Below are 24,650 nucleotides of genomic sequence, written 5' to 3'. Positions count from 1 at the left end.
CTGGTGACTCCTTCTAGTTTCCCTCGCCCCCTAGGGGCACGTCAACTCGTCGGACAATTTGCCTTCTTCGTAAAAACTTCGCCGCCAGCGCCTTTTGCAAAGGGCGTAACCCGGTCAGACTAACAAGCATCGAACCGAAAACGCCCCTCCGATCGACGAATCCCGCGAAAGGACGACATGCCCGTCACCCGCTACGCCCTTCTCTTGCCGCTTCTTCTACCTGCTTTCGCATTCGCGCAAGACTCTGGAATTGAACCTGCCGCGTTTGACGGCCGGGACGGACGCAACTTGGCGCTCGATCAGTTCTTTCCGCAGCCGAAGTTGAAAGTCGCCGAAACGAAGCTCGAACAGGCGAAGTTCCCCGTGATCGACGCCCATACCCACTTTCGCTATCGACTTCGCAGTTCGCCGGAGCAACTGGACGATTTCGTCGCAGTGATGGACAAGCAGCAGATCGCGATCTGCGTCAGCTTGGACGGACGCTTAGGAGACGAATTCGACGAGCATTCCAAATTCCTTTGGACGAAATACCCCAACCGCTTCCTGATCTACGCCAACATCGATTGGCAAGGGGACGGCGATCCAGACAAGCCCGAGACGTGGGATTGTCAGCGCCCCGACTTTGGTCGCCGGATGGCTCTCGCTCTGGCCGATGCGAAAAAGAAAGGGGCGAGCGGCCTAAAGCTCTTCAAGCAATTCGGTCTCGGCTACAAAGACGCCGACGGCTCTTTGCTGAAGATCGATGATCCCCGCTGGGATCCGATCTGGAAGGCATGCGGCGAACTTGGTCTGCCGGTGATCATTCACACCGCCGATCCGGCCGCCTTCTTCGATCCGATTGACGAAACGAACGAACGTTGGGAAGAACTCCACCGCCATCCCGATTGGCACTTTCCGACCGATAAGTTTCCGACGCGCGAAGCGCTCTTGGAAGCTCGCAATCGCGTGATCGCGCGGCATCCTAACACCACCTTCATCGGCGCCCACTTCGCCAACAACTCGGAAGATCTGGCGACCGTCGCAAAGTGGCTTGACGCCTATCCGAACCTGGTGATCGAACCGGCGTCCCGCATCAGCGAACTGGGGCGTCAGCCTTACACGTCGCGCGCCTTCTTCCTAAAGTACTCCGATCGAATCCTGTTCGGCACCGACGGCCCTTGGCCCGAACTCCGTCTGACCTACTACTGGCGATTCCTGGAAACGTACGACGAGTACTTTCCCTATTCCGAAAAGCCGTTTCCGCCGCAAGGCTTTTGGCGGATTTACGGCATCGGCTTGCCCGACGACGTGCTGAAAAAGGTCTACTACGAGAACGCGTGTCGCATCATTCCGCACGCGCAGGAGAAGCTCGACAATTGGCGGAAAGAGCAAACCGCCGTCACCGAATCAAAGTAGGTGGCGAGCTTTGATCTCGAGATACTGATTGACCAGGTTTGCGGTCAGATCTTCCGGAAAGACGTCCATCGCCATCACGCCGCGATGGGCCAGATCGGTCAGCACCTGGTGACGCCAAGTAAGAATCTCGGCAGCAGCCGCCGCTTCAAACAGGTTGCGGCCGTAGAGCTTCTCGCTGTCCGCGGCATCGAACAAACGATGATCGCGGAGCAAAATTCCTAGCGGCAAATGACGCCCGACGATCGTGCCGAGATATTGCTCGATCTGATGGGCGTTCACTTCGTCGATCACGTTGGAGATCATCACCACCAGCGATCGTTTCTGACAATGCGTTCGCAGATACATGAACGCCGAGTCGTAACGCGATTCGACCAGTTGCGGAAAGCGATCGTACGACGCATGCAGCAGATGGTTCATCTGGTTCGCTCCGCTTCGCGGCGGAACGTACGACAGCACTTCGTTCGAGAAGCAGATCGCGCCAACCGAGTCTCCTTGCCGCAGCGCCACGTAGCTCATCATCAACATCGCGTTGAGCGAGTGATCGAGCAGACTGATCCCATCCGCTTCGTTGGTCATCATGCGGCCGCAGTCGATCAAAAAGATGATCCGCTGCGATTGGCTGCTTTGAAACTCCCGCACGGTCAGCTTGCGGCGGCGCGCCGTCGTGCGCCAGTCGATATGTTTGTAGTTATCGTCGGGCGTGTAGTCGCGGAGACGTTCAAAGTCGTGGTCTTGCCCGACCTTTCGCGTGCGCCGAACTCCCATCAGGCTCAAGCGGTTCGTGCGAGCCAGAATCGCGTATTCCGACAACTGCTTCATGTCGGGATAGACTTTGATCTCCGTCTCGACCGGGACGCGAACGTACTTCCGCCACAAGCGGAAAAAGCTGGTGACCTGGATATAGACGTACTCGAGCGTAAAGGCGCCGCGAGAGCTTGGTTCAAACTCGTAGTGGACCGTAGCGCGACTATGCGGATCGAGTTCCATTTGAAACTCTTCCGGCAGCGCAGTGAACTCCTGCGGCACGTCGTCCCGAACCGCGAGCGACAGCCGAAAAGGACTCCTGTTTTCGATCAAGAGGGAGACGCGATGCTTCTTTTGCAGCGACGCGATTCGTAGCGTCTCCCGTTCGGCCGACAAATGTTTCCGCTGCGGCAACGTCACCAGATCGAGCCAACCGACCAGAATGATCAAACCGTCGAGCGCCAAGGCGACCAGCAGCACAAACGGGCTAAACAAGACGCCGACGGACGCCAACAGCGGCGCAGCGAACAACAACGCCATCAAGCGAGTCGGATAGATCCGCCAGAAGCGTGCGTAGAACAACAGCGGCGCCGCGAAGATGACGAACATCATGATCGGCGTCGCCGGCGACGTCTTCAGCGTCGACTCGAGGAACTGGACGATCAAGTTCACAGCCGCGGAACCTCCACGGTCCGAATCAGTTCGGTCAGCAGGTCGTCGACGTCATGTCCTTCCACTTCCGCTTCGGCCGACAGAATGACGCGATGGCGCAAGGTCGGAATCGCGATCTGCACCACGTCGTCCGGCACTGCGTAGTTGCGGCCACTGAAGGCCGCCAAGGTCCGCGCCCCTTGCATCAGCGTGATGCCCGCACGCGGCGATGCCCCCATGTGAAACTGCGGCCATTCGCGGGTCAGGCGGACGATCTTGTTGATGTAGTCGATCAGCTTGTCGTCGACGATTACGTCGCTGTTGAGCTGAGTGATTTCCAGAATTTCCTCCGGCGACGTCACCACTGCCAACTCTTCTTCCAGCCGACGGTTGATATCTTCCTGGCGGCTATGCATCCGCAGGATTTCGGCCTCCTCGTCAATCGCGGGATAATTGAGCCGCAGCTTGAACATGAAACGGTCGAGCTGCGCTTCCGGCAGATTGTAGGTACCTTCCGACTCGATCGGGTTTTGCGTCGCCAGCACTAGGAACGGCCGCTCGATCTTGTGGCTGGTGCCGTCGACCGTCACGCGAAACTCCTGCATGATTTCCAACAGCGCCGCGTGCGTCTTGGCCGGCGAGCGGTTGATTTCGTCCGCAAGCAATAACTGCGTAAAGATCGGCCCGGGGCGAAAGCGAAACTCGTTCGTCTTCATGTCGAAGATCGGCGCGCCGGTGATGTCCGATGGCATCAAGTCAGCCGTGAACTGCACGCGGCCGAATTGACAGCCGAGCACGCGTCCCAGCGTCCGGACGAAGAGCGTCTTGCCGAGCCCCGGCGCACTTTCGATCAAGACGTGACCGCTGGAGAAGAGCGCCGTCAACGTCCCCAGGACCAGTTCGTCCTGGCCGACGTAGATCTTGCTGACCTCGCGGGTGATCTTCTTGAACAGCTGCCGCGTGCGGGTATCGCTCCCTTCCTCGGCGTGATGCCCTTCAATCGTCGAGCGAAACGCGCCGACCTGCGTCGGAGACAATGCCGGACCGGAAGGCTTCTCAGACCTCGCCGGCGGCGGCGTATTGACCGAACCGGTCGGCATCGAAAACTTCTCTTCGGCGGCGGCGTATTTGGCGGCCGAACTGTCAGGAATCACTTGTACCGAACCGCAATCCGGGCACTTCGCCTTTTTACCGGCTGCCGAACTAGGGACGCGCAGCGACTTATTACAGGCGGAACAAGCGAACTCGATCGTATCGGAAGATGGCGAACTCATCGTTGCGAATCAGACTCCCAGGTGGGGACAAATGGCCAGGGCTAAGGTTTCACGCGGGCGCGACCAACGCGTCGATAGACGGTATCGCCGCGGGCGATCTGTTGGTATTGGCGAACGCGTAACTGGGCGTAGTCGTAGTCGTCGGTCGCTTCCAGCAATTCGCCCAAAGCGCCGATATGTTTTTGAAAATCGGAAGATCGCACTTCCGGCAATCGCTTCGGCCGACCGAAGATCGGAAACGCGGCAAAACAGAAGACGATCAGCAGCAATGCGATATGCAGTCCCAACGGGCTGATCGGCCAGACGGTCAACCATTCCCAGCCAGACCGGCCTGCCGAAACTTCGTTGGCGGTGATAATCTCGACGCCGCCGTCTCCCGATTCGAGAAACGTCACGGTCTCTCCGTAGCCGCATTCTTCTATCAAACTGGCGGCCAGCTTGCGATGCTCATGATTCACCAGCGGTTGATTCAGCAGGAAGGAGCCGCCGTTGACGACGATCAGTTGCGTGCCAAAGTCATAGTCGTCCGTATAAAGCAAAACGATCGGATCTTTGCCGTCTAGCGTCGACAACACGACCTCGCTGTTCGGAAGCTTCTCGGCCAGGCCGAAATCGTCCTCTTTCTCCCACTCTTCCGACAGCGCAATTCGCGATCGCAACACGATATCGGTCTGCGCGGCGTCGACTCCTTGCGTCCAACGTCCGGTCAGTCGCTTCGGCCGCCGCGTCGGCAAGTTCCGCTCGACCGAGTACCAAGCGCAGTCGAACTTATTGGCGGCGCCGGCCGAAATCTGATCGAAGTTGTGCTGGGCGATTCCTTTTTCGCGCTGCGCCGTTAACAGTTGCTCCGGAGTCGCCTGCTCCAGCATCGCGTTCCAATATTCAATCGACGCGTCGAAGTCGCGGTCAATGTAGATGAGCGTCCGTCCCGGCTGCGTTTCGAGCCATTCTTCCAAGTACTTGCGCACATCGGGGGACGGGGGCGAGAAAGAATCAGGCGCCCAAACGATCACGTCGCTCTCCTCAATGCGGGGAGAGAGTCGTTCGGCGGTGCGGACCGAATAACCGGCGTGACGAAACAGCTCGCCCAAGACATGCGTACCGTTTACGCTCGACGTCTTTTGATAGCCGTTGCGAGCGCCATACTGCGCGGGGACCTTCACTTCCTTCGAAGAACAGCCGGCGACGACGCAAGCCAGCGCAACGGCCAGCGACAGGACGAAGCGAATCAAGTTCGAATTCATCGCACCACTCCGCTTAGTTGTTGGCGAAACGGCTCCAATTGCGTCCAGCAACGTTCGAATCCAGCGCGGGAGAGCGTTCGCTGTCCGAAGAAGACGTCCTCGAACGCACGCATCGTCACCTCCAGGATATCCTCGAGCGCGTGGTTCTTGCGAACTTCTCGCAGGTACTGCCCGTTGGTCTTTCCCTTCGCCAGGCGAATAAACTGCCGCTTGTCGAGCTCGACCAGCTCGTAGCTGAACAAGTAGACGATCGCCTCGTTGAAATCGCCATTGTCGTAGCAGCGTCGCGCTTCGGCCAACAAGTCTGAGTCAGGGCGCTTTACCTGGAACGGCAGGCTCTCGAGCCGATCGACTTGCGTCGTTGTGTCGAACTCTTCCGGCCGCTTGCGATCGTTCGATCCGGTGGAGAGAGGATCTTCGTTCTCAAAGTAGCGGTAGATCAAATAGGCGATCACACCCAAGATGACCAGCACCAGCGTGTACAACATAATCGACGCCAGCGACCAGAGCCCGCCGTCAAACAGGGCGCTCATCCACGAAAAATCGGGCCACCAGCTCCAGCGTTTCGTCGGCGACGGAGGGGTCGGCGGAGAGGGACGATAGTCGTTGGTCGGAGGAGGAGTCACCTCGACGCGGGCCAAGCCATCTTTTTCGGCGTCGTACCACGCGGCCGATGGCAACTGCGAAAGCTCTTCTTTGGTCGTCGCCACAGGCTCTTCGACGTGCCCTTTGGCTCGTTCGTTTTCCCACCACTCTTGTGCGCCGGCAACGGCGACCAGCGAAAAGAGCAAAAGGATCGGCGCGACGTTTCGGCAGGTTCGGAGCGCGCTCATGCAGGCGCTCCTTTCCAGCGATTCGCTTCGGCACGAACCACCAGTTCCACTTCCCAACCTTCGCGGCGAATCCGGAGATCGAGATAGCTAAGGAACCGGGCTACGGTCATGAAGGCGGCGACCAGCCAGAGGGACGCCGGCAACAAAATGTCGAGCATCACCGAGTCCCAACCCCATTGGCCGAACAAGTAGCCGCGGAGCGCCCAGACGTTAATGCAGACGGCGCATGCCAACGGAATCGCGAAGGTCGAAGCCATCGCGCGGATGACCATGTCGCCAAAGTTCGGATTGTGCAAAGCGGCGCTGCGGCGACCGACCGTCATTGTATTGGCGTCTTGAGCGTAAAACGGATTCCGTTCGAGCAGGATGATCTCACCTACGAAGGGGCGAACTCCGCGCAGGATCGTCGCGTAGGCGACCAGCAGGAAGAGGAAAAAACCCCACGCTTCGGCGTTTTCCAGCGTGCAGAGGAAGACCAGTCCCATCCCGGGCACGACGCCCCGCAAAACGGCGACCAGCCAGAACATCCGCGGGATCAGCGAAAACGGCGCCGACATCATTCGCCGCCAGTCAGGCTCGTCATGAAACATGACGTCCCCCAACATCAGCGTCACCAACGACGTGGCGAGCGGAGCTTCCAGAAAAATCAAAATGACCATCAGCAGTCCGTACTGCGCCGTAGTCACCTCGGTCGGCAGATCGGGACGCAAGTTCCACAGGATCGCCGTATTGACCAAGCTGAACGGAACTGCGAGGACCGCCGTGGTCACGACGATCCGCCAGACGTACCGCTTGATCACCAGCAGCGACAGGTCGAACAGTTCGAGCAAGCCTCGCTCGCGAATCGCGATTTGGGTTTTATCGAGTTGCACTCTCCCCTCCTCGCGGAAATCCTAGCACGATGAAGTAAATCATCAGCAGGAAACTGCAAAAAATCATCACGGTGATCTTCACTTCGACCGGCAACGCCGACGGCGAGATCCAAGCTTCAATCATCGCAGCCAGGCAAAACAAAGTCGCCGAAGCCCCCATGATCGGCAAGCTGCGCCAAGAGGCGATCTTCAGCGAATCGATCCGATCGAACGCCAGCAAACGGGTCTTTGAGAAAATATCTTCGTCCGGCTGCGGATCTTCCCCTGGCTCCAGTTCACTCTTCCAGTGCCGCGGCGAGATCAGCGCCATACCTAATCGCAATCCAGCGCCAGCCGCCAACACGATCGCCGTCAATTCAAACGGGCCATGCGCCAACACGAACTCAAAAAAGTTGTCGCGGACGGCGTCGGGAACGGTCGGGCTCGACATGTGACCGAATACGGTTCCCAGATAGGTCGCATTGAACATCAACGTGCCGATGCCGCCGATCACGGTGATCCCCAAGGCGAAACATTGCAAACCGATCGACGTGTTGTGCTGCACGTACGAGGTGGCGCCGGATGGCGAAACGCCGCTATGGCCGACCGAGTCGCGATGCATCTCGACCATCATATCCAAACTATCGCGTCCCACGACTTCATCGGCGAAGCCGGGATAAAGATACGGATTGGCGGCGAGCACCCACGAGAGAATGAAGAAGCCGAAAAAGAGGAAGAAGCAGAGCTGCACGCAGCGATCTGCAAAAATATGCCGTGGCGTCGAAACGAACAGATTGTAGACCAAGCCGGTCCAGTCGATCGAACGGCTGCGGTAGAGTTGGTTATGGGCGCGCCCCACCAGCTGATGCAGATACTCAACGATGTTCGGCGGCAGTTGATACGAGTCGGCCAGCGCCAAGTCGGCGCAGGCTGCCCGGTAGAGCGAAGCGAATCGCGAGACCGCGCGAGCCCCCATCTTTTTCTTGCGGCGCATTTCCATCGACGTGCACAGAGCTTCCAGCTCTTGCCAATTGCGGCGACGCTTTTCGATGAGTTCTGCGACCTTCACGCGGGGGACTCTACTATCGGTTGATCATCAATGATTCGACTGAGGACGGGAGGCTCGTCGGACTGCTTCCCGGAGGACCTCCGGCGTAAACCGACGACTGGCTCGCAGTTCCGTCGGCCGATCGGTCTGACAGGAACGTGCGGTAGTACAACGCGCACAACATCAAATCGTAGCTCGTGTCGGCCGGCAAGTTGAATTGCCGCAGCATCGGCTCGGCCAGGTGACGCGCGATTTCGCGACGACGTGCCGTCGTAAAAAACCGCCGACGTTCTACGTAGGTTGCAACCGCTTTGCACAGACTAGGCCGAGCGACAAAGTTGGCCGGAATGTAGTCGGCCAGCTGACGTGCGCGATCATCTTCGATCTTGGCGATCTTCATGAGCCAGCTGCGATCTTCGATCACGACCATCGTCGCCACCAGGAGATCGCCTAGACGCTGAAAACGCTTGTTGAACGCCGGCACGATCAGCCCGATCAGGAAGGTCGGCAGAATCGGTCCGGCGAAATTGACTCCCTCCCGCAACCACTCAAACGGCAACGGCGCCAGCGGCATCATGTCGGCGTAGCGAAACAGATTGCGGCCGAACGCTTGCAGGGCGTTGATCGGCTCTCCATCGACCGTCACGGCGCGAATCGACAACGCCCGCTTCCCAGGCGTCTGCCCGTTCCAGTAGGTCTCGAAGAGCGCTCCATAGAACCAATCGAGCACAAAATAGGAGAGAAACGCGATCGCGTTCCCCAACTCGGCCATCGGTCCAAACGAATCGAGCACGCCGCTGCAAACGACGATCGTCATGATCGTTCCGTAAATGGAGACGCGGATCGCAATATCGATCAAAAAAGCAGTGAGCCGGCGAAAAGGACCTGCCGCCTGGTAGTAGAAGGCGATGTTCTCTGGAGTCACGATCTTCAATCGCGAATCGATCGGATCGATGGCGCTCACCATGCAGGAATCGTCGTCCGGATGAAGAAAAGTCGAATCGCCCCGGAGTTCGCATCCACGGCACTCTAATAGTTTAGTACGCCGAGACGCCCTCCCTCCAGAGGTAAGTTCCCTGGATTCCCCTGAAGGTTCTCAAAATCGCTTCTTTTCGCTATATTTTGAGCGCGTGCGCCTAGAATTTTCTTATCAATTTTGCGTAGGACGATCGGATGCGTCAGACCTATCCGCTGCTTTTCGCCAGCCGCCCGCTCGAGCCGAATCTCGACCTGGAAGTTTGTGACAAATATTCAGGCGAAGTCGCGGCGCGGGTTCCGCTCGCTTCGCCTGAATTGATCAGTCAGGCAATCGACGCCGCGGCCAAAGCGACGCGTCCGATGGCTAAGCTGAAAGCGTACGAGCGACAAGAAATCTTGCAGTACTGCGTCAAGCAATTTGAGCAGCGACAGGAAGAGTTGGCCGAGACGCTCTGCGTCGAAGCTGGCAAACCGATTCGCGATAGCCAAGGGGAGGTGACGCGACTGATCGATACGTTTCGAATCGCCGCGGAAGAGTCGATTCGAATCACCGGCGAAATCATGCCGCTCGACATTTCGGCTCGCGCGGCCAACTATCGCGGCATGTGGCGCCGCGTGCCGATCGGCGCCTGTTCGTTCATCTCGCCGTTCAATTTTCCGCTCAACCTGACGGCTCACAAGATCGCGCCTGCCATCGCCGCCGGATGCCCGTTTGTGCTGAAGCCTGCAAGCCTGACGCCGATCGGAGCGCTGATCATCGGCGAGGTCCTGGCCGAAACCGGGATGCCGGAAGGCGCCTTCTCGATCCTTCCCTGTCGCCGTGACGGAGCCGATCTCTTTACGACCGATCCACGGCTCAAACTACTCAGCTTCACTGGCTCGCCGGAAGTTGGCTGGAAATTGAAGTCGCGGGCCGGCGCCAAGAAGGTAGTGCTGGAACTCGGCGGCAATGCAGCTTGTATTGTTGACGCTGACGCCAACTTGGATGACGCCGTCGCGCGAATCATCATCGGCGCCTTTTACCAGTCAGGACAAAGCTGCATCAGCGTCCAACGCATCTTCGCCCATCGCGACAACTACGAAGATTTGAAGGCGCGTCTGATCGCGGCGACCGCCAAGCTGAAGTCAGGCGATCCGAAGGCGAAGGATACGTTCATCGGCCCGATGATCACGGAAGGAGAAGCGGAGCGGGTAGAGACCTGGATCGCCGACGCGGTGAAAGCCGGCGCCAAGTTGCTAATCGGCGGCGAGCGCAACGGCGCGATGGTCGAAGCGGCGCTGCTGGAAAACGTCCCGACCAATTTGCCTCTTTCGTGCGACGAAGTCTTCGGACCGGTCGCGATTCTCGCACCGTTCGACAACTTCAACCAAGCGATTGAAATGGCCAACGACACGCAGTATGGCCTGCAAGTCGGCATCTTTACCCGCGACGTCTACAAGATTTTGACGGCCTGGGATGAGATGGAAGTCGGCGGCGTAATTATCGGCGACGTTCCTTCGTGGCGCGTCGATCACATGCCGTACGGCGGCGTGAAAAACAGCGGGCTGGGCCGCGAAGGAATTCGCTTCGCCATCGAGGACATGACCGAGATTCGCAACCTGGTGATTCGCAACCTGGTGATTCGCGAAATCGACGGTTAACGAAAAAACGGATCGCCGTTTGCAGCGGCGATCCGTTCAGCTTTTCGATTTGGCAGCAGCGGCTGTTAGCCGTGAATTCGGCGATGGATCACTTCGGGATCGATGGGAATCACTTTGGTGGTCGCCGAGTAATCGGCGGTCAGGACGCTGCGGTTCTTCTTTTGCTTCTTCAGTTCGTACTGAACGATGTAGGCGCCGATCTGCACGCCGCCGGTGGTGTAAACCGGGGGCCACAGTTCTTCGGGACGGCTCGACAGCGTCTTGGCGAGCAATCGCGTGCCGCGGCCCGAGTAACCGCCGAGCGACATTTCGAGTCGACCTTGCGATTCGTGATAGGCGTACAGAACGTAAGCCGGCTCCCAGGTCGTTTCATCCCATTTGGCGCACTTCCACGAGCCGTCAGCCGTCTCGTAGTAGAAGCCCGGAGTCTCCGGCGTTTCGGTCTTCGACAGCCGCTTGCCGCCGCTGCACGATTCCGGATGTTCGACGTTCTTTTCGCGATGACGCAGGTAGATCGGCACGGCGCGATCGCTCGGCTTTTCGACCTCGTCCTGGCTGATGTACGGTTCGCAGTTGAAGATGCTGGCCATCGAGATTTCGACGACCGGGTTGCTGCGGATACTGCCGAGGCAGATCAGCGCTTTGTCTCCCTGGGCGGCGTGGAAGTTTTGATAGACTTCGTTGGCCCGAGAATGGACTTCTTCGTTGTCGGCCTGTCCCGGCGCCCAGACGAGCGTTTGGAACAAGTCTTCCGGCTGCGGAATGGGAGCGTCGAAAATCTGCTCGCCCATTTCGTTCAGCATTACCGGTTCCGGCATCGTCTGGTGATTGCGCTGGTACTTCGCGGTCCCACCCAGGGTCGAAATGCCGGTCAGCAGTTCCCCTTGCAGGATCGTATCGGACGCGACCACCCAGGCGCCTTCGGGCCAGTTCTCGTCCGCACGAACGCCCAAGCACATTTCGATGCGGCGGCGGCGAGCTAGCAGTTCCCAGAAGTTCTCCGGTTCGACCGAGAACAGGGAGCCTGGCAATTGGCCGGCGTCGGCATATCCGTGTTTGATCAAAAAGTCGCACAACTGCGACAGCGCTGTCAGCGGAATGTACTTCGCTTCGTTCTTCAACAGCGACGAGACTTGATGACGATCGAGTCCCGTGTAGTCGCAAATCGCCTTGATCGTCCCCGGCCGCTTTTTCGGGTCGGGTGAGTGATTCAGAAGTTCCGCGAGACGAAAGGAGAATTTCATCGACAAGCTCCTGCTGATTGAAGGCGAACAATCAATTCGCCGTAAGTGAGCAATAACCCCAACTAGACACAAGGCTCACATACATAATGTGCATTACTCCGCCATTGAAATCAACGGTGGAAACACCGCCTTTGATTTAAAGTGCAAAAAATTCACAACAACCCTCCTCACAATCGGTCCTTCCACCTTAACCAAATGTCGCTTAAGTCATTATTCTCTAGAAACTTACGAGCAATTTTAGCTATTTATCCCAGAGATGTCGAAAGTCGCTAATGTGTAAGGGCTTCGGCGAGGCAATCCACGCAAGCTGCGCAATGCCGGCATATCCTCCTTCGGGCGATTTCAACTTCTGGCTACAAAAAAACTGCCGCCCCAAACGGGACGGCAGTTGATTAGCACGCAAATAAGTTTCCTGGTCAGCGACTTAGTCGATCCGACGCTTCAGCAAAATCGCGTCCTCCACGTTGTGATCTTCACCCGGCTCGTAGCCGACCGGAATCGAACGATCAATCAAGTAGAAGGACCGATGCCGCTCGACCTCACCGATATCGCTCCCCAGTTCCTGACCCAGCCGCCATCCATCGGGATGAACCGGGCTGATCGGCGTCGGTTCAACCTCGAAGTACCCGAGGGTGATCCAGACGGCGTAAACGTTGGACTGGTTGGTGGTGAGGTTATCCAACCGGCGAATCCCCTGGTAGCGATTCGCGGGGCTGATCGTGGCGTCGTTATATCGCGTGCTGAGCGAACCGGCCGCGGCGGATGCCGGATTCGGCGTCGTAAAACCAAACAACGGCTGATCGCCGGTATTCGTTCCGATCGTGTGAGTCGTACCCGCCGAATCGACGAGCAGCTTCTTCGATCGCAAAACCGTCGCATCAACTTCGGAAACTCGCAACGCGTTGTTGTAGGTCGGCGTCGCATTCAGCGGTTCGATCGGCGGCATCATATCGCTTGCGCCCGCCGATCGGAACGGATTGGCGAACCACGACGGGAAATCGCGCGCCGACGAGTTGAACCGATCCGAACCGTCGCTACCCGCACGACTCTGCTGGAACGCCGTCCAGTCTGGGAAGCCGACATTCGCGTCTTGGAAATAGTTCGGATCAAAAATCGCGTTAAAGACGTAGCCGCTCGCCATCGTGTTCAGGTTCACTTTTCCCGGATCGCGATACTCGCTTCGCTTGTTGAAGGGGAACCGGAAGCCGTCGCGAGAATCGTTGACGCTGGTCATGTTGTCCGTCAGCGTGCTACCGGTATAGTCGGCGGCGTTGTAGTACCTCTCCGTACCGACGAATCGGGACGGCACATTCACGTAATCGAACAATCGATTCATGTGAGAGCGACGCTGATATTGGCCGCCTGTCGAACCGGAGCCGATGTCGTATGAGTACCGCGAGTCGAAGAAGTTGAACAAACCGCCAAACCGACCAAGGTAGTCCTTGGCCTGTTCAACATCATCCGCGGGATCGGCTCCCCCATACTGATCAATGTTCGTGTTCGCGTTAAATAACGAATACTCCAGCGTCAGCCGTTGGGGCGCCGACGTCGGAACCAACATCAAATCGTGCGCCGACACGAATGGACTGTCCGGCCAGTGCAGGAAGGCGTATGGAATCGGATCAACGGGACCGACGCCGTTCACCGGCGAACCGACGTATTCGGCCGCCTGATTATTTCCGCCGGGAAGCGGAATTCCCAAGCTCTTGTTCACATAGCCGATCGAGTGCTTCAGCGCCCGAGCAAAGTGCTCTTGCTGCCCGCCGACAGTAAACAAAGCGTCGCGCGGCGTTGGGGTCGTTCCAGAGACGTACCCTTCCGTCGAAGTCTGCGAGATCGTGCGATTGGCTCGGTCGACGAGATTGCCGGCGCTCGCCACCCAACCCAGGACGTTGCCGTCCGGACGTCCGGTGATTGGGTCCGTGTTGCGGACGCCGCGCTGTAGCGAACCGAATTGGATCGCATTGCCGTTGTCCCCGTTGCCGTCTTCCGGATCAGGATTCGCCGAGTGCGCTCCATTGTGATCTTCGCCATTGAAGACTTGCAGATCGAGCGACGCCCAGTCGACGGTGATATACGGGTTGTAGGCCGGATCATACTCGCGCGTCGGATCAGCCAGACGTTGCAACAGCAAGCCCTTGAAATCCTTGTACGTGCCGGTCGCCAGCGCTCCGGCGTCCTTCAGCGGAGCGCCCGTCTTGCTGTCGAAAGGATCGTCCGGAATTTGCGTCGCGGGCATATTGGTATCGTCAATCGGATTCGCTTCCGAATAATGACCAAGTCGCAAAACTTCCCCTTGGGGATCAATCGGCTCCTTGTAGTAACTTCCGCCAGCCGGCAACGGCTCGGAAATATTCATCCCGACGTCCGCGCCCGAGGCAGGCGCCGTCAGTTCATCCGGGTCCACCGTCGGCGTCGGCGTCGCCCAACCTGTCGGCACGGGCGCCGTGAAGATGCCGTAGTTCACTCCTTGGATCGCCGTCGAAGCGGGATAGGCGTCCCCAGGGATCGCCGTCGTATACCCAACGTTCGACGCGGGATTGGCGAGGGCGGGATTCGTCCAAGAGACCGGCCCTAGCTGAAGATAATGACCACCGACCGTGTTGATGTCCGCAACATACGTTGACGCCGCGTCTGGCGCGGATCCAAAGTAGGTAACCGGACGCGGACCAGCCACAAAGAAGCGATTGGGCGCCACTTCCAGCGTGCCAGGGTCGCGATACTTAAACGAGACGTCGTTGAGATAGGACAAGGAGCCGGGAAGAGTGGCGCTGGTAAACCAGAAGACGCGATCAATCTCCAACAGCGGATCGGAAGCGCCCGTCCCATTCAAAACGTTAAACTTCGCGGGGTCGGCGACCGTGCCGCTGAGCGGAGCCTCGTTCGGCTGAAACATGATCGTATTGACGCGATCATTGGCGTCCTTGATTTGTCCCAACAGCTTGTCGCCGGCGGCGGACTGGTTCTTGGTCACCACCATGCGCCAAACCGGAGCGCCGTTCGGGGCGAGCTTCCCAAGTTGCAGCCTGCCGGTCGAAAGGTTGTAAAGTTCCGCCGGCAGCTTCGTGGCGTTGCCGACCGAGCTGCTATAGGGCAGATTTCGAGCCATGTACAACTCGATGAAGGTCGAACCTTGGGGAATGCGATACTGATCCATCGACAGATCGCCGCTTCCCAATTTCTTCATGTTCATCGCATTGGCGCTGTCGTCGAAGTCCGTATCTTTGACGCGGCGATCATGCGTATTGAGGGTTTCCGTAATCAACACGTCGGGCTGCTCAGCGCCCCACACGATGCGGCGATCCTCAAGGTTGTAAGGCGCCTGCGATTCGTCCGAAATCAAGTCGCCGTCGACCCCCCAGCCGTCAAACGGATTGGCGTCATACTCAAACGGCGTCATGATCGCGTCATTGTCCCGGAAGTCGACGACGTTGATCGCCCATTGCGCCAACCGACGAACGGTCAGCTCACGTCGTTGCTCCGCAGTAAAGCCCGCGTTCTCCGCCGACTCCAACAGCGGCAACTCGTACCCTGCGTCATGCAACAACAACGCCAGGCAGAACAGATGCCGCGCGTAAAGTTGCTTGGGGAACGTCGGCACAAACCGTTGATCGGCGCTGGACGCTCGGAGCGCTCGATTGCGATAGTCTCCGGCCGACGCTATCGAGCTTTCGTAGCGGTCGTTGCCATAGTCGTTCACATACCGAGGGTTGTAGTTCCCGAGATTGGGCAAGTTGATTTGCTCGTTGTATTCGTCCGTCGCACCGTCGGTATCTTCATCGACGCCATTGACCGGGCTGCGGAACAAGCGATTCAAGTCCATTGGACTGCCTTTAATCACTTCAAACGGCAACGTCGAAGCGACGACGATGTCGACCATGTACGGGGTCACGACGCCGCCGCCCGCATCGCGCTCGTCGTCATGCAGCGCGCGGCGAGCTCGTTCGCACGCCAATTCGTAAATCGTCGGCGTCGAACCGGACCAGGTCCCGGAATTAGCTTGCGCTCGGCCGCCGTTAATTTGGTCCCCGGCAATTTGCGGCCGTATCGTGACCGATGCGTCCGGGGTAAACGCCGGACGCAAATCGAGCGGAATCGGCGGCGCGGGGAGGGTCTTCATACTAAAGCTATGCGTCGTCAACGCGGCGCGACGACCAGCGTTGGCCAACACGACCGGAGCTTCAAACTGCAACCGAGACGACAGATAGTTGCCGTCGTAGTCGTTCCGGCGGAGCAGAGCTTCCAGGTCGGATGCCGAAAACGGCGCGTCAGTCCCTTGCGGATGAACCAGGTTCAATTCGTAAGGATCATCCACCGAGTTCGTAATCGTCACCCCAGCATAGGAAATCGGACTCGAGACGATGCGCAAACGTCCCGTATAGTCCAGGTAGCTCATCCCCCCGTCCGCGATCAGCGGATACGAACCATACGCTTCGCCGATTCCGCTCGTGCCCCACGCCAGCGGCAAACCGATCTCGGTATAAAGTTCCAAACGTTCGTTGCTGTAATCGCGGGTTCCATCTTTGCCCGGCAATACCGACTTCGGATTGTTATCACGTCCGTAGCGACTCGCCAGAATGTTGTAGAGCTCTTCAGGACCGGAGGGGATTGGCGTCGCCGGCGCCGGCGGGTTGAACAAACGCCGCAAGTCGAGATCGGCCGGACCGTATCCAACGCCCAACAGCCGCTTCATGTCATTCGAAGCGTTCGCCGAGTAAAGCGGCGCGTTGATGACCGAAGTGCCGGTACCGTCCGTCGGGATGAGCGTATAGACATAATTGGCTGGATCAAGCGTTTGAAACTGCGTGTAAAAACCAGCCGCATTCAGATTCAAACGACCATCCTGATCCTGCACCAGAATCGCCGCCAGCTTCTTATAGCGACGTCCATCTTTGTCGGTCGCAATCGGAAAACCGGGATCAATCCAAATGCTGTCTGGAATGCCGTCTCTGTCATTATCGACGTCCCACTGCAGACCGGCGCTAAGAGCGGCAATGTCCGAAAATCGCGTGTGATTGTAGCCAGGATTGCTGCCGTTGAAGTTCGGGTTGTCTTCGACGAGCGGACGCAAAATGATCCGGCGTTTCAGTTCAACCAGAGCGTCGCGATGGGCCAAGGGAAATGTGTTGAAATCGACGACCCCGACATCGTCCGAGTTATTGCGAATATTGTCGGCGCCGTAGGGATGCAACCACATTTCTGCCCGCTGAACGGCGGTTAGATCGGCGAAGCCGTCGTTGTTCGTCGTGTCCGACCATTCTTTCGACAATCGCTTGTACCAATAGGCGATCAAGTCGGGACGATGATACGACGGCAAAACGTCGTTCGAGCCGTTCAATGGGTCTGGAACCCCATTGTTGAAGTAATAAGAGAGCGCCATGTTCTGGTAGTCGGGCGCGTCCCACGGTTCGTCGGCGCCGCCGTGGTCGACAAACCGTTGATTTTGAGGGGGAGCAAGCGCAACGAACGGATCCGTCACCACGCCGTCCGCGGCGTATGCGGAGAAGTTCGGCATCAGCGCGACCGGCAACTGCATCGCCGGCCCGGCCGCCGTCGTGATGTCGCCAATGCTGTCCATCAACCGGAGCGAAGCGCCGTTGCGATACGACCGACTGATATCGCTGTAACCGAAACCAGTCCCGCTGAACGGTCGACCGTTGATCAGCACCGTGTCGTTGGCCGCCGGTATCAGGACGTCATTTTGAGGCGCGTTAACCCGCGCTTTGTAAGTCGGAGCCTCGACGTAAAACCCAAACCAATCGTAGACGCCGTCGTTATTGATGTCGGTCATGTCGTATTTCAAGATCCGCACGCTGCAGTCTTTCGCATCGCCGTCCAGAAACGTCATCACGCACCCGTCGTAATAGTTTTCGATCGGCACAAAGCTAGTGCCGGTCTTCGGCGTGACGAGCATGAAGACCATGTCTTCCGTAACGTCGGGATTGGCGGAAGGAAACGTTGCGCTGCGAACCGTCGAAATCGTTCCGCGCCGCGATTCGCGGCCATACAAATCGCGCAACAGGTCGGGGCCGAGCAACGCACTTGAGGTTCCCAGCTTGGGCCCGCGCAAGACGTCCATTATCAACGAGTCCGCATCGGTCGTCGGCTCGTCGATGTTCACAGGATTGTTACGTCCGGCGGCGGCGGCCCGGTAGAACTGGCCCGCCGTTACGACGAACGTAATTCCGACCAGGGCGAACAGCACCAGGACGCTGAGGACGACGAGCAAGATAGCCCCGCGACGGGGCGTCCGCTTCCGATTCATGGGTAATACCTTTGCTTTCGCAATCGCGACGCCAGCCCCCGCAAAGCGTCGACGTTATTTTGGTCAAGCCGCCCCGACCGGGCCGCTCGATTTGCTGGTTTGAGTAGTTCTGAGGAAAAGGAGTTCGACAAAAATACGGCTGCTAAAATGTGCCCGTCTCTAGGCGAACTTTTCGTTCGTAAACGCCGACGACATCTTGCATGTAAATCGCCTGCGTTGGAGTTTGCGCTGGATCAGAGTTCCAATCCGGCCCATCGATCGAAAAACGCCGCCCATATTGTCCACCGCTAAGGCTATCGATCGCATCGTCACGAGCCACGATGCGATACCATTTGAAAACGTCGCCAACGTATGCCACTGGATTATTGGAGGCGTCAAGCGCTTCCACCCGTTTGGCCAGGCAAATCCACTCGCCGACTTTCAGATCGAGACGTACGTCCGCGTCGGTCGCGGTTGCAGCATCGCCTGGAACCGTCGCCAATTGGATCTCTCCGGTCGTCGCTCCACCACTGATAAAGCTGCCCGGGACCACATAGAAGACCCGTTCGTTGTTACGGTATCGAGTCGGATCGCCAGCATAAGACGGAGTCACGGTCGCCGTCGGGTAGTCTTCCGCCGTCGGAATATCGCCGGCACGATTCTGAAAAATGATCGTCGACATCGTGTAAATGTCGGTGGAAGGGATTTTAATGTAAGCGTTCGCTAAACCGCCGGAGCTGATCGGCGGGAACATATCCGGGGCCATAATCGGATACGACAAATCCGTGGCATACAGTTCCGGCACCAACATGATCGCCCAGCTATAGGTCCCCAACGTTTGGCGACGGACGTTGTCGGCCGCCGTCAGATCGGGAACGCCGTCGATTTCTCGCTGGAAGAACTGTTGTACCAGCGGATTATCTCGTTCCTTGGGACGAACGTACCCGCCCGAATTGCCGACGCCATAGTCGTCGTCGGAGACGAACGCCAATTCGGCGCGACTGTTCATCATGGGAAAGTTCGTAGTCGCCGCCCCCAGGGAGAGACGACGCATCTGAATAAGGGGAAATTGCGGATCCTCGGGGGAGGGATAGACGAGCGGAGTCAGCGGAAAATTTCTCCGCGGATCGTTAAACGCCGGAAACGACGCATTGAATTCGAGGCTGCTGAAGTCGTACATCATCGGATCGATCAGATAGGCTTGCCGTACCGGCAGCGTCCGGTTCGTCCCCAGGAAACTTTGCTGGCCGCCGTACACGGCGTTCGTCATGGGATCAACCGAAATAATGGGAGGATCAAGCCACACCGCAGGATTCAAGACGCGGCGGATGATCACATCGCGGTAAACACGCCGACCGACGCTCGCGATCCGATCGCTCCGGGTCCCGCGTTCGGCCAAATGGCTTCCCAGCGGGATCAGCGAGATCAAACCGAGAATCCCGAGCATCACGACCATCGTCGACATCAACACTTCGACCAGCGTGATGCCGTGCGGACGAGTTCGAGTTGGCTGCTTCGTATTCATCATTGCGTTACGCTAAGTTGGTGTTCGGTTATCGACCCGAGATGCTCTGAGCCTGCTTGGCGAAGCGCCGCGCCGCGGCCAACAAAGCGTCGTCCGAAGGAGAGCTCGCCGGATCATTGACCATGGCGTTGTTCGACGTGACGATATGCCCGGTCAGGCGGTTGATCGAAACCCAAAACGCCTCGGGATCGGCGATATTCGTTTCGTTGCTCGAGGGCGAATTGAAAATGGCGTAGATCGGTCCAGTCGCAGCGTTCCCTGCCGATGCGATGGAAACGCCATTAAAGCCAGCCTCGCGAACCGCGATCACCTTTTCATAGCGACCGATCAGCAAATTGATATTTCCCGTCGGGAGTCCGGAGGCGGTGGCAATCGAAGTTGTCGCCGCGGTCCCCTTCGGCTGAACGTAAAAGGCGTCGACGGTACCGTTGGGGCTAAACATGATCTTGGGGTACGACTCGTCCGGAACCGCCGAGTTGGTGTCGTCGTACGATCGCAACTCTTGTCCGGTCGTTCCCAGTCCCGAGAACAAGAGGTCAATGCACGAACCGGTCGGCATTTGCAGCGGCGAAACGTTGTTCCGCTGCGGCTGACGGTAGATTCTGAACGTCGATGTTGGATATGGCGCCATAAACACGCCGGACGCGCCGATCCAGGAAAGGGGCGCGGGCTGATCGACATTCCAAGCGATGACCACCGACCGCGTCACAGGGGTGGACATGTTATCGAGTGGATTGACCTGAGCGACGCGATAGGGCTGTTTGCTGTAACCGAGAAAAACGACGTCGTTCACCTTCAGGAAGTTATCGTCATACAAGAGAGAGGTCGTCGAAATGTTGAAGCGTAACGTGGCGGTACGTCCCCCGAGCGCCGCGGAAGGCTTTTCGGTCATCTCGCACACGGCGGAGGTCGTGTCACCCGCATAAGCAGGCGGGGTCTCGACCATGAACAGCGTAATGCCGGCCTGCGGTTCGTTGGGGCGATTGTTGACGATCTCTACGCCGACCGAACGGCCCAGTTCGACCGCGCGCGTCCGAGCGCCGGCCAGGAAGGCGTTCACCTGCCGGGCCGCTTCGCGCTGTTTCTTCCCACGCGTACCGGTCCGAGCGGCCGTCGCCGCAATGCCGAGCAAGATCGACAACAGCGTGACGACCACCAGCAATTCGACCAGCGTAACGCCGCGACGATTCGGGGCTGCTGTAAACTTCAGACCAATCATGGGGCGTTACCTCCGACAACCAGGTAGTGACTACTGATGTTGTCGATCGAATTGTCGTAGCCGTCGCCGTTGACGTCACGCACGGCGCCAACGCCAACCGCGCCATTGGCGCCAGTAAATTGAAGGTCATCACGAACGGTCGGCGAATAGGGATTGATCGGAGGCGGAATCATCGGAATCGGATAGGGCATATATCGAACAGGCCCCGTTCCGCCGTTGCCGGTAATTCCATGCGCCGTATCAAACCCACCGCTCGTCGCCGAATCGTCCCCCATTATGTCAAAGATCCCGTCTTTGCCGGCGGAGACGATCAAGGGAGTCAAATTGAAATTCAGGAAAGTCGTTGGCGCTGAGGTATTTGGATCAAGCGGGTGATATTGCGGCCGATAGCTTGTGCCGATCTGCACCGTCTGGGTCCGAGTTCGCAAAGGATCAAACGAGTCGAAAGTCCGAATATCTTGCAGCGAGCTTTCAAAGCCGATATACCCTTGCGGCCATCGCAAAAACGCGATCGGGTTTCCCCAACCATCCAGCACTTCAGGAACGCCGTCGTCATCGGTGTCGCCGATCTCGCTGTCGTGCAAGAACTCAGTTGCGTTTGTTTCCCCGTCCGTGATCGACGCCAAGATCAGGTAGAGACACTCCGATTGCTGATTTTCCTCCGACCATCCCGCATAGGCGGTCGGCCAGTCGCTCGCATTACGAAACGCCATCACTGCCCTTTGATGTCGCGCATAAGTCGCGGTGAATGCGCCCCCGGGCGCGTATGGCGTTTGTAAATCGGTCTTGCGATCTGGGAGTTCCTGAACCATCAGGCCCCGGATATTGTCGACGCGCGCTCCCTGAATTTCCCTCGCCGAGAACTTAAGATCGCCATTCTTGTCAAATCTACCGAGATCGAACGCCGAACTCGTCGATGGCTGCGGCGTGCGCCGCGTCCGAAAACTCTCATACTTGTTCATGATGAACTCGTTGAGCTTCGCGATCTGCGTGCGCGTCCGCGCTTCGCGGGCCGATTCAGCGGCGCCGGCCAGGGCGACCAGGACCATGCCCGACAGCAGGCCGAGGATCGTCACCACCACCAACATTTCGACCAGCGTAAACCCGCGTCGAACGGCGGTCCGCCGGCGGCGGTCGTTTCGCGCGTCGTTACGCAACATTATTCCGGCTCCTTGTTACGCAGCGGCCCCTGAGCGAAGTTGGTGATGTTGTCGCGATCTTCAGTCGTGTAGGGCTCGATCGATCCAGCATGCGTACCGGACGACATCCCCAATCCTGAAGGATAAAGCTTCGTCGTAGTAGCCATTGCTGTCGCTGTTCCAGGAGTCGACGTAAAAGTGCCGTAATTCCCGTCAATTCCCGCACAAATTAATTGAAATGAATCTTTATTAACGAACTGAATTCTGCCGGTTGAACCACTTCCTACCAATTCAACATAAGGACGTGCTTCACCTGTACCGCTTCCGGTCCCAGCAGATCGAGCAAAAGCGTCTGCCGCCGGATTGCCGACTGCGTCAATAGCGCCGTAACGCGAAGCGCAAAAGTAGACGTATGGGGCGTCGCTACTCGCGGGCAAATAGGAGTACCATCCATCGCCTTCTGCGTCGACTAACCGTTCCCGTGCGAATTCGAAGTATCGCTTACGATCGCCACCGCCGGTCAATGGATACTCTGCGTCGCTGCTCATACCCATCAGGAACAGCACAAACGCTTCGGTCGAACCTAGGTTGTCTAGTACCGGGTAAGTCGACGAATTCGTCGCATCCACAACATCTGGATTAATCATTCCAGCGTCCAACATGTTCTGTACTTGCTTCTGTGTCAGAGGAAGGTCGCCGGCGCGATTTCGCCGCGGAAAGAGTCGGTTTAGAAACGAATTGAACTCAGGAGGGCGAGTAGTGCCCTTGGCCTGAAGAAACGGCGCATTCCCGTCCGGCGGGAATGCCCCATAGTCGTTCTTAAACAACTTGAGCGCAGAATCCATCTGCGCGATTTCGGCGGTGATCCCACCTTCCTTCACCCGCGAGACAGCGCCCGGAATCGCCACCAGCGCCAACCCGGCCAGGATGCCGATGATCGTGATGACGACCAACAGTTCGACGAGCGTGAACCCGCGTGGTTTTGCAAATGCCCGAGTATTCATGGCGAACCTTTCCTGGTAAACGCGTCGGCGTCGATGCCGCGGTTCGTTCCTAAGGGGATGACGGAGTTGGATTTGGCGCCAGAGAGAGGACGGCTGGCGAGCGTCCTCTCCCCGCGATGACAAGGGTTACGACAGGTTTTGAATCAAGCTAACCAGCGGCAAGAAGAGCGAGACGACGATGAAGCCGACTGACACCCCGAGGAACACGATCAAGATCGGCTCCAACAGCTTGGTCAGCGACTCGGTCATCACTTTCACGTCTTCGTCGTAGGTATCGGCGACCTTGAACAACATCGTGTCGAGTTCGCCCGTTTCTTCACCCACGTCGATCATGTTCGTCACGAACAATTCGATGACGCGGCGTTTCATTCGCATGAAGTACCACAGGGCGCCGCAGACCGCACAAACGGCGATCGCCTGCGGAGCGTACTGCGACACATCCCCCGGCACGACCATCAGGCCGAACGCCGGCAGGGCCGGGAAGAGCATCCACAGGAAGAGGGCGACCGGATGGAACGGCGCTCGCGCGTTTTCTTCCATCGGCTTGAAGATCGATTCCCCTTCTTTAATCGACTCGGCGACGTTGTGATACATCTTCTCAAACATCGCGTGCCCCGACGTATCGCGGGCGATGTTCAAGCATTCGAGGATCGGCACGCCGGAAGCGATCAACGTTCCCAGGGTACGAGTGGTACGCGCCAGGATGTTCTTCTCTTGCAAACGGCCGGCGATCGGAATGTTCAAGAAGAACAAGTCCCAGCCCATTCGGCCATGTTTGAACTTTCGTAGCAGTTTGATAAACAGCACGATCGCCATCGGGATGAGCGGGATCACGTACCAGTAGTTAACGATCGCCGTCGACATGGTGATCAGCAGCTGCGTCGGCGGCGGCAGATCCAATTCGAAGTCGTCGAAGATCTGCTTAAACACCGGCACGATCTTGATCATGATGAAGGTCAAAATACCGACCGCCACGGTGATAACCACCGCGGGGTAAATCATGGCGCCTTTGACCTTGCGTTTCAGGTCTTCGTCACGTTCCATGAAGTCGGCCAAGCGGAGCAGAATCACTTCCAAGGCGCCGCCCGCCTCGCCGGCTTTGATCATGTTGACGTACAAGCGGGTGAAGCACTTCGGGCACTTGGCCATCGCTTCCGAGAGCCCGGCGCCCGACTCAATGTCTTCGCAGACGTCCATCAGCGAGTTCTTGAGACGTCCCGGCTTCGACTGTTTCTCGAGAATCTTCAAGCTGCGGAGAATCGGCAGACCGGCGTTTTGCAGAATCGCCAACTGACGCGTGAAGGTGGTCAGTTGCCGACTGCTGACGCCGCCGATCGCAAAGGTGCGACCTTGCTGCTTCCGTTTCTTCGCGTCGCTCGCCGCCCGCTGTTTCTTTTCAGAAATGCGGGTGATGAAGTAGCCCATCTGGCGTATAGTGGCCACCGCTTCATCTTCGGTCGGCGCATCAATCACATCGCGGATCTCCTGACCCTCGGTGTCCATCGCTTCGAATTGATAGGTAGGCATGATCTTTTCCCGCGTGCAGCCTGGTTTGTCGAGCGGCGCGGCTGGTCGCGCTTTTCGAAGGGAATTGGGAGCTGGGCGATTATTTCGCC

The 24,650-nt window shown here is 58.0% G+C and carries 16 protein-coding genes; 2 read left to right on the top strand and 14 right to left on the bottom strand.

Annotated elements, in window-relative coordinates:
• Positions 1 to 177: 177 nt before the first annotated feature.
• The gene (locus LOC68_RS05955; RefSeq protein ID WP_230216745.1) at positions 178 to 1,395 is read left to right on the top strand and encodes an amidohydrolase family protein; all 1,218 of its coding nucleotides are present in this window, start codon (positions 178 to 180) and stop codon (positions 1,393 to 1,395) included.
• Here the strand turns inward: LOC68_RS05955 and LOC68_RS05950 are convergent.
• From LOC68_RS05950 to LOC68_RS05920, 7 genes are read right to left on the bottom strand one after another with little or no spacing between them, the layout of a single operon-like run.
• Positions 1,387 to 2,751, bottom strand: coding sequence for a DUF58 domain-containing protein (locus tag LOC68_RS05950; RefSeq protein WP_255671234.1), 1,365 nt, complete (start codon positions 2,749 to 2,751; stop codon positions 1,387 to 1,389). The two genes, LOC68_RS05955 and LOC68_RS05950, sit on opposite strands and share 9 nt — an antisense overlap.
• Positions 2,752 to 2,807: 56 nt before the next feature.
• Positions 2,808 to 4,064 carry an AAA family ATPase gene (locus LOC68_RS05945; RefSeq protein WP_230216741.1) on the bottom strand — a complete coding sequence of 419 codons (1,257 nt, stop codon included), beginning with the start codon at positions 4,062 to 4,064 and terminating at the stop codon, positions 2,808 to 2,810.
• Between the two features lie 41 nt (positions 4,065 to 4,105).
• A complete protein-coding gene (locus LOC68_RS05940) occupies positions 4,106 to 5,308 on the bottom strand; it encodes a DUF4350 domain-containing protein (RefSeq protein ID WP_230216739.1) in 1,203 nt (400 codons plus the stop codon).
• A complete protein-coding gene (locus LOC68_RS05935) occupies positions 5,305 to 6,141 on the bottom strand; it encodes a DUF4129 domain-containing protein (protein ID WP_230216737.1) in 837 nt (278 codons plus the stop codon). The genes LOC68_RS05940 and LOC68_RS05935 overlap by 4 nt, the downstream gene beginning before the upstream one ends.
• Positions 6,138 to 7,013 (bottom strand): hypothetical protein, encoded by an 876-nt coding sequence (locus LOC68_RS05930; protein ID WP_230216735.1) that lies wholly within the window; start codon positions 7,011 to 7,013, stop codon positions 6,138 to 6,140. Before LOC68_RS05930 ends, LOC68_RS05935 begins: the two co-directional genes overlap by 4 nt.
• Positions 7,000 to 8,061 carry a stage II sporulation protein M gene (locus LOC68_RS05925; RefSeq protein WP_230216733.1) on the bottom strand — a complete coding sequence of 354 codons (1,062 nt, stop codon included), beginning with the start codon at positions 8,059 to 8,061 and terminating at the stop codon, positions 7,000 to 7,002. Before LOC68_RS05925 ends, LOC68_RS05930 begins: the two co-directional genes overlap by 14 nt.
• 13 nt (positions 8,062 to 8,074) lie before the next feature.
• Complete coding sequence (locus tag LOC68_RS05920) at positions 8,075 to 9,007, bottom strand: RDD family protein (protein ID WP_230216731.1); 933 nt, start codon at positions 9,005 to 9,007, stop codon at positions 8,075 to 8,077.
• Between the two features lie 206 nt (positions 9,008 to 9,213).
• Here LOC68_RS05920 and LOC68_RS05915 point away from each other — a divergent pair, with 206 nt between their 5' ends.
• Complete coding sequence (locus LOC68_RS05915; RefSeq protein WP_230216728.1) at positions 9,214 to 10,659, top strand: aldehyde dehydrogenase family protein; 1,446 nt, start codon at positions 9,214 to 9,216, stop codon at positions 10,657 to 10,659.
• A 65-nt stretch (positions 10,660 to 10,724) separates the two neighbouring features.
• Here the strand turns inward: LOC68_RS05915 and LOC68_RS05910 are convergent, their stop codons facing one another.
• From LOC68_RS05910 to LOC68_RS05880, 7 genes are all read right to left on the bottom strand, one after another.
• The gene (locus LOC68_RS05910; protein WP_230216726.1) at positions 10,725 to 11,903 is read right to left on the bottom strand and encodes a helix-turn-helix domain-containing protein; all 1,179 of its coding nucleotides are present in this window, start codon (positions 11,901 to 11,903) and stop codon (positions 10,725 to 10,727) included.
• 424 nt (positions 11,904 to 12,327) lie between these two features.
• Complete coding sequence (locus tag LOC68_RS05905; protein ID WP_230216724.1) at positions 12,328 to 18,168, bottom strand: hypothetical protein; 5,841 nt, start codon at positions 18,166 to 18,168, stop codon at positions 12,328 to 12,330.
• A 142-nt stretch (positions 18,169 to 18,310) separates the two neighbouring features.
• The gene (locus LOC68_RS05900) at positions 18,311 to 19,675 is read right to left on the bottom strand and encodes a type IV pilus modification PilV family protein (RefSeq protein ID WP_230216722.1); all 1,365 of its coding nucleotides are present in this window, start codon (positions 19,673 to 19,675) and stop codon (positions 18,311 to 18,313) included.
• 25 nt (positions 19,676 to 19,700) lie between these two features.
• Positions 19,701 to 20,891, bottom strand: a complete 1,191-nt coding sequence (locus LOC68_RS05895) for a prepilin-type N-terminal cleavage/methylation domain-containing protein (RefSeq protein ID WP_230216720.1) — start codon at positions 20,889 to 20,891, stop codon at positions 19,701 to 19,703.
• A complete protein-coding gene (locus LOC68_RS05890; RefSeq protein ID WP_230216718.1) occupies positions 20,888 to 22,051 on the bottom strand; it encodes a type II secretion system protein in 1,164 nt (387 codons plus the stop codon). The genes LOC68_RS05895 and LOC68_RS05890 overlap by 4 nt, the downstream gene beginning before the upstream one ends.
• Entirely contained in the window at positions 22,051 to 23,034 is a 984-nt protein-coding gene (locus LOC68_RS05885) for a type II secretion system protein (RefSeq protein ID WP_230216716.1), read from the bottom strand. Before LOC68_RS05885 ends, LOC68_RS05890 begins: the two co-directional genes overlap by 1 nt.
• A gap of 126 nt (positions 23,035 to 23,160) precedes the next feature.
• Positions 23,161 to 24,561, bottom strand: a complete 1,401-nt coding sequence (locus tag LOC68_RS05880; RefSeq protein ID WP_230216714.1) for a type II secretion system F family protein — start codon at positions 24,559 to 24,561, stop codon at positions 23,161 to 23,163.
• Between the last annotated feature and the right edge of the window lie 89 nt (positions 24,562 to 24,650).

The organism is Blastopirellula sediminis (assembly GCF_020966755.1).
GTDB lineage: Bacteria > Planctomycetota > Planctomycetia > Pirellulales > Pirellulaceae > Blastopirellula > Blastopirellula sediminis.
This window is presented reverse-complemented; position numbering and strand designations above follow the sequence as displayed.

Coding starts and splice junctions, on each gene's coding strand:
- LOC68_RS05935 (WP_230216737.1), bottom strand. CDS start 6,141: ATGAGCGCGCTCCGAACCTGCCGAAACGTCGCGCCGATCCTTTTGCTC.
- LOC68_RS05915 (WP_230216728.1), top strand. CDS start 9,214: ATGCGTCAGACCTATCCGCTGCTTTTCGCCAGCCGCCCGCTCGAGCCG.
- LOC68_RS05920 (WP_230216731.1), bottom strand. CDS start 9,007: ATGGTGAGCGCCATCGATCCGATCGATTCGCGATTGAAGATCGTGACT.
- LOC68_RS05945 (WP_230216741.1), bottom strand. CDS start 4,064: ATGAGTTCGCCATCTTCCGATACGATCGAGTTCGCTTGTTCCGCCTGT.
- LOC68_RS05895 (WP_230216720.1), bottom strand. CDS start 20,891: ATGATTGGTCTGAAGTTTACAGCAGCCCCGAATCGTCGCGGCGTTACG.
- LOC68_RS05940 (WP_230216739.1), bottom strand. CDS start 5,308: ATGAATTCGAACTTGATTCGCTTCGTCCTGTCGCTGGCCGTTGCGCTG.
- LOC68_RS05900 (WP_230216722.1), bottom strand. CDS start 19,675: ATGATGAATACGAAGCAGCCAACTCGAACTCGTCCGCACGGCATCACG.
- LOC68_RS05890 (WP_230216718.1), bottom strand. CDS start 22,051: ATGTTGCGTAACGACGCGCGAAACGACCGCCGCCGGCGGACCGCCGTT.
- LOC68_RS05905 (WP_230216724.1), bottom strand. CDS start 18,168: ATGAATCGGAAGCGGACGCCCCGTCGCGGGGCTATCTTGCTCGTCGTC.
- LOC68_RS05950 (WP_255671234.1), bottom strand. CDS start 2,751: ATGATGTTCGTCATCTTCGCGGCGCCGCTGTTGTTCTACGCACGCTTC.
- LOC68_RS05885 (WP_230216716.1), bottom strand. CDS start 23,034: ATGAATACTCGGGCATTTGCAAAACCACGCGGGTTCACGCTCGTCGAA.
- LOC68_RS05955 (WP_230216745.1), top strand. CDS start 178: ATGCCCGTCACCCGCTACGCCCTTCTCTTGCCGCTTCTTCTACCTGCT.
- LOC68_RS05910 (WP_230216726.1), bottom strand. CDS start 11,903: ATGAAATTCTCCTTTCGTCTCGCGGAACTTCTGAATCACTCACCCGAC.
- LOC68_RS05880 (WP_230216714.1), bottom strand. CDS start 24,561: ATGCCTACCTATCAATTCGAAGCGATGGACACCGAGGGTCAGGAGATC.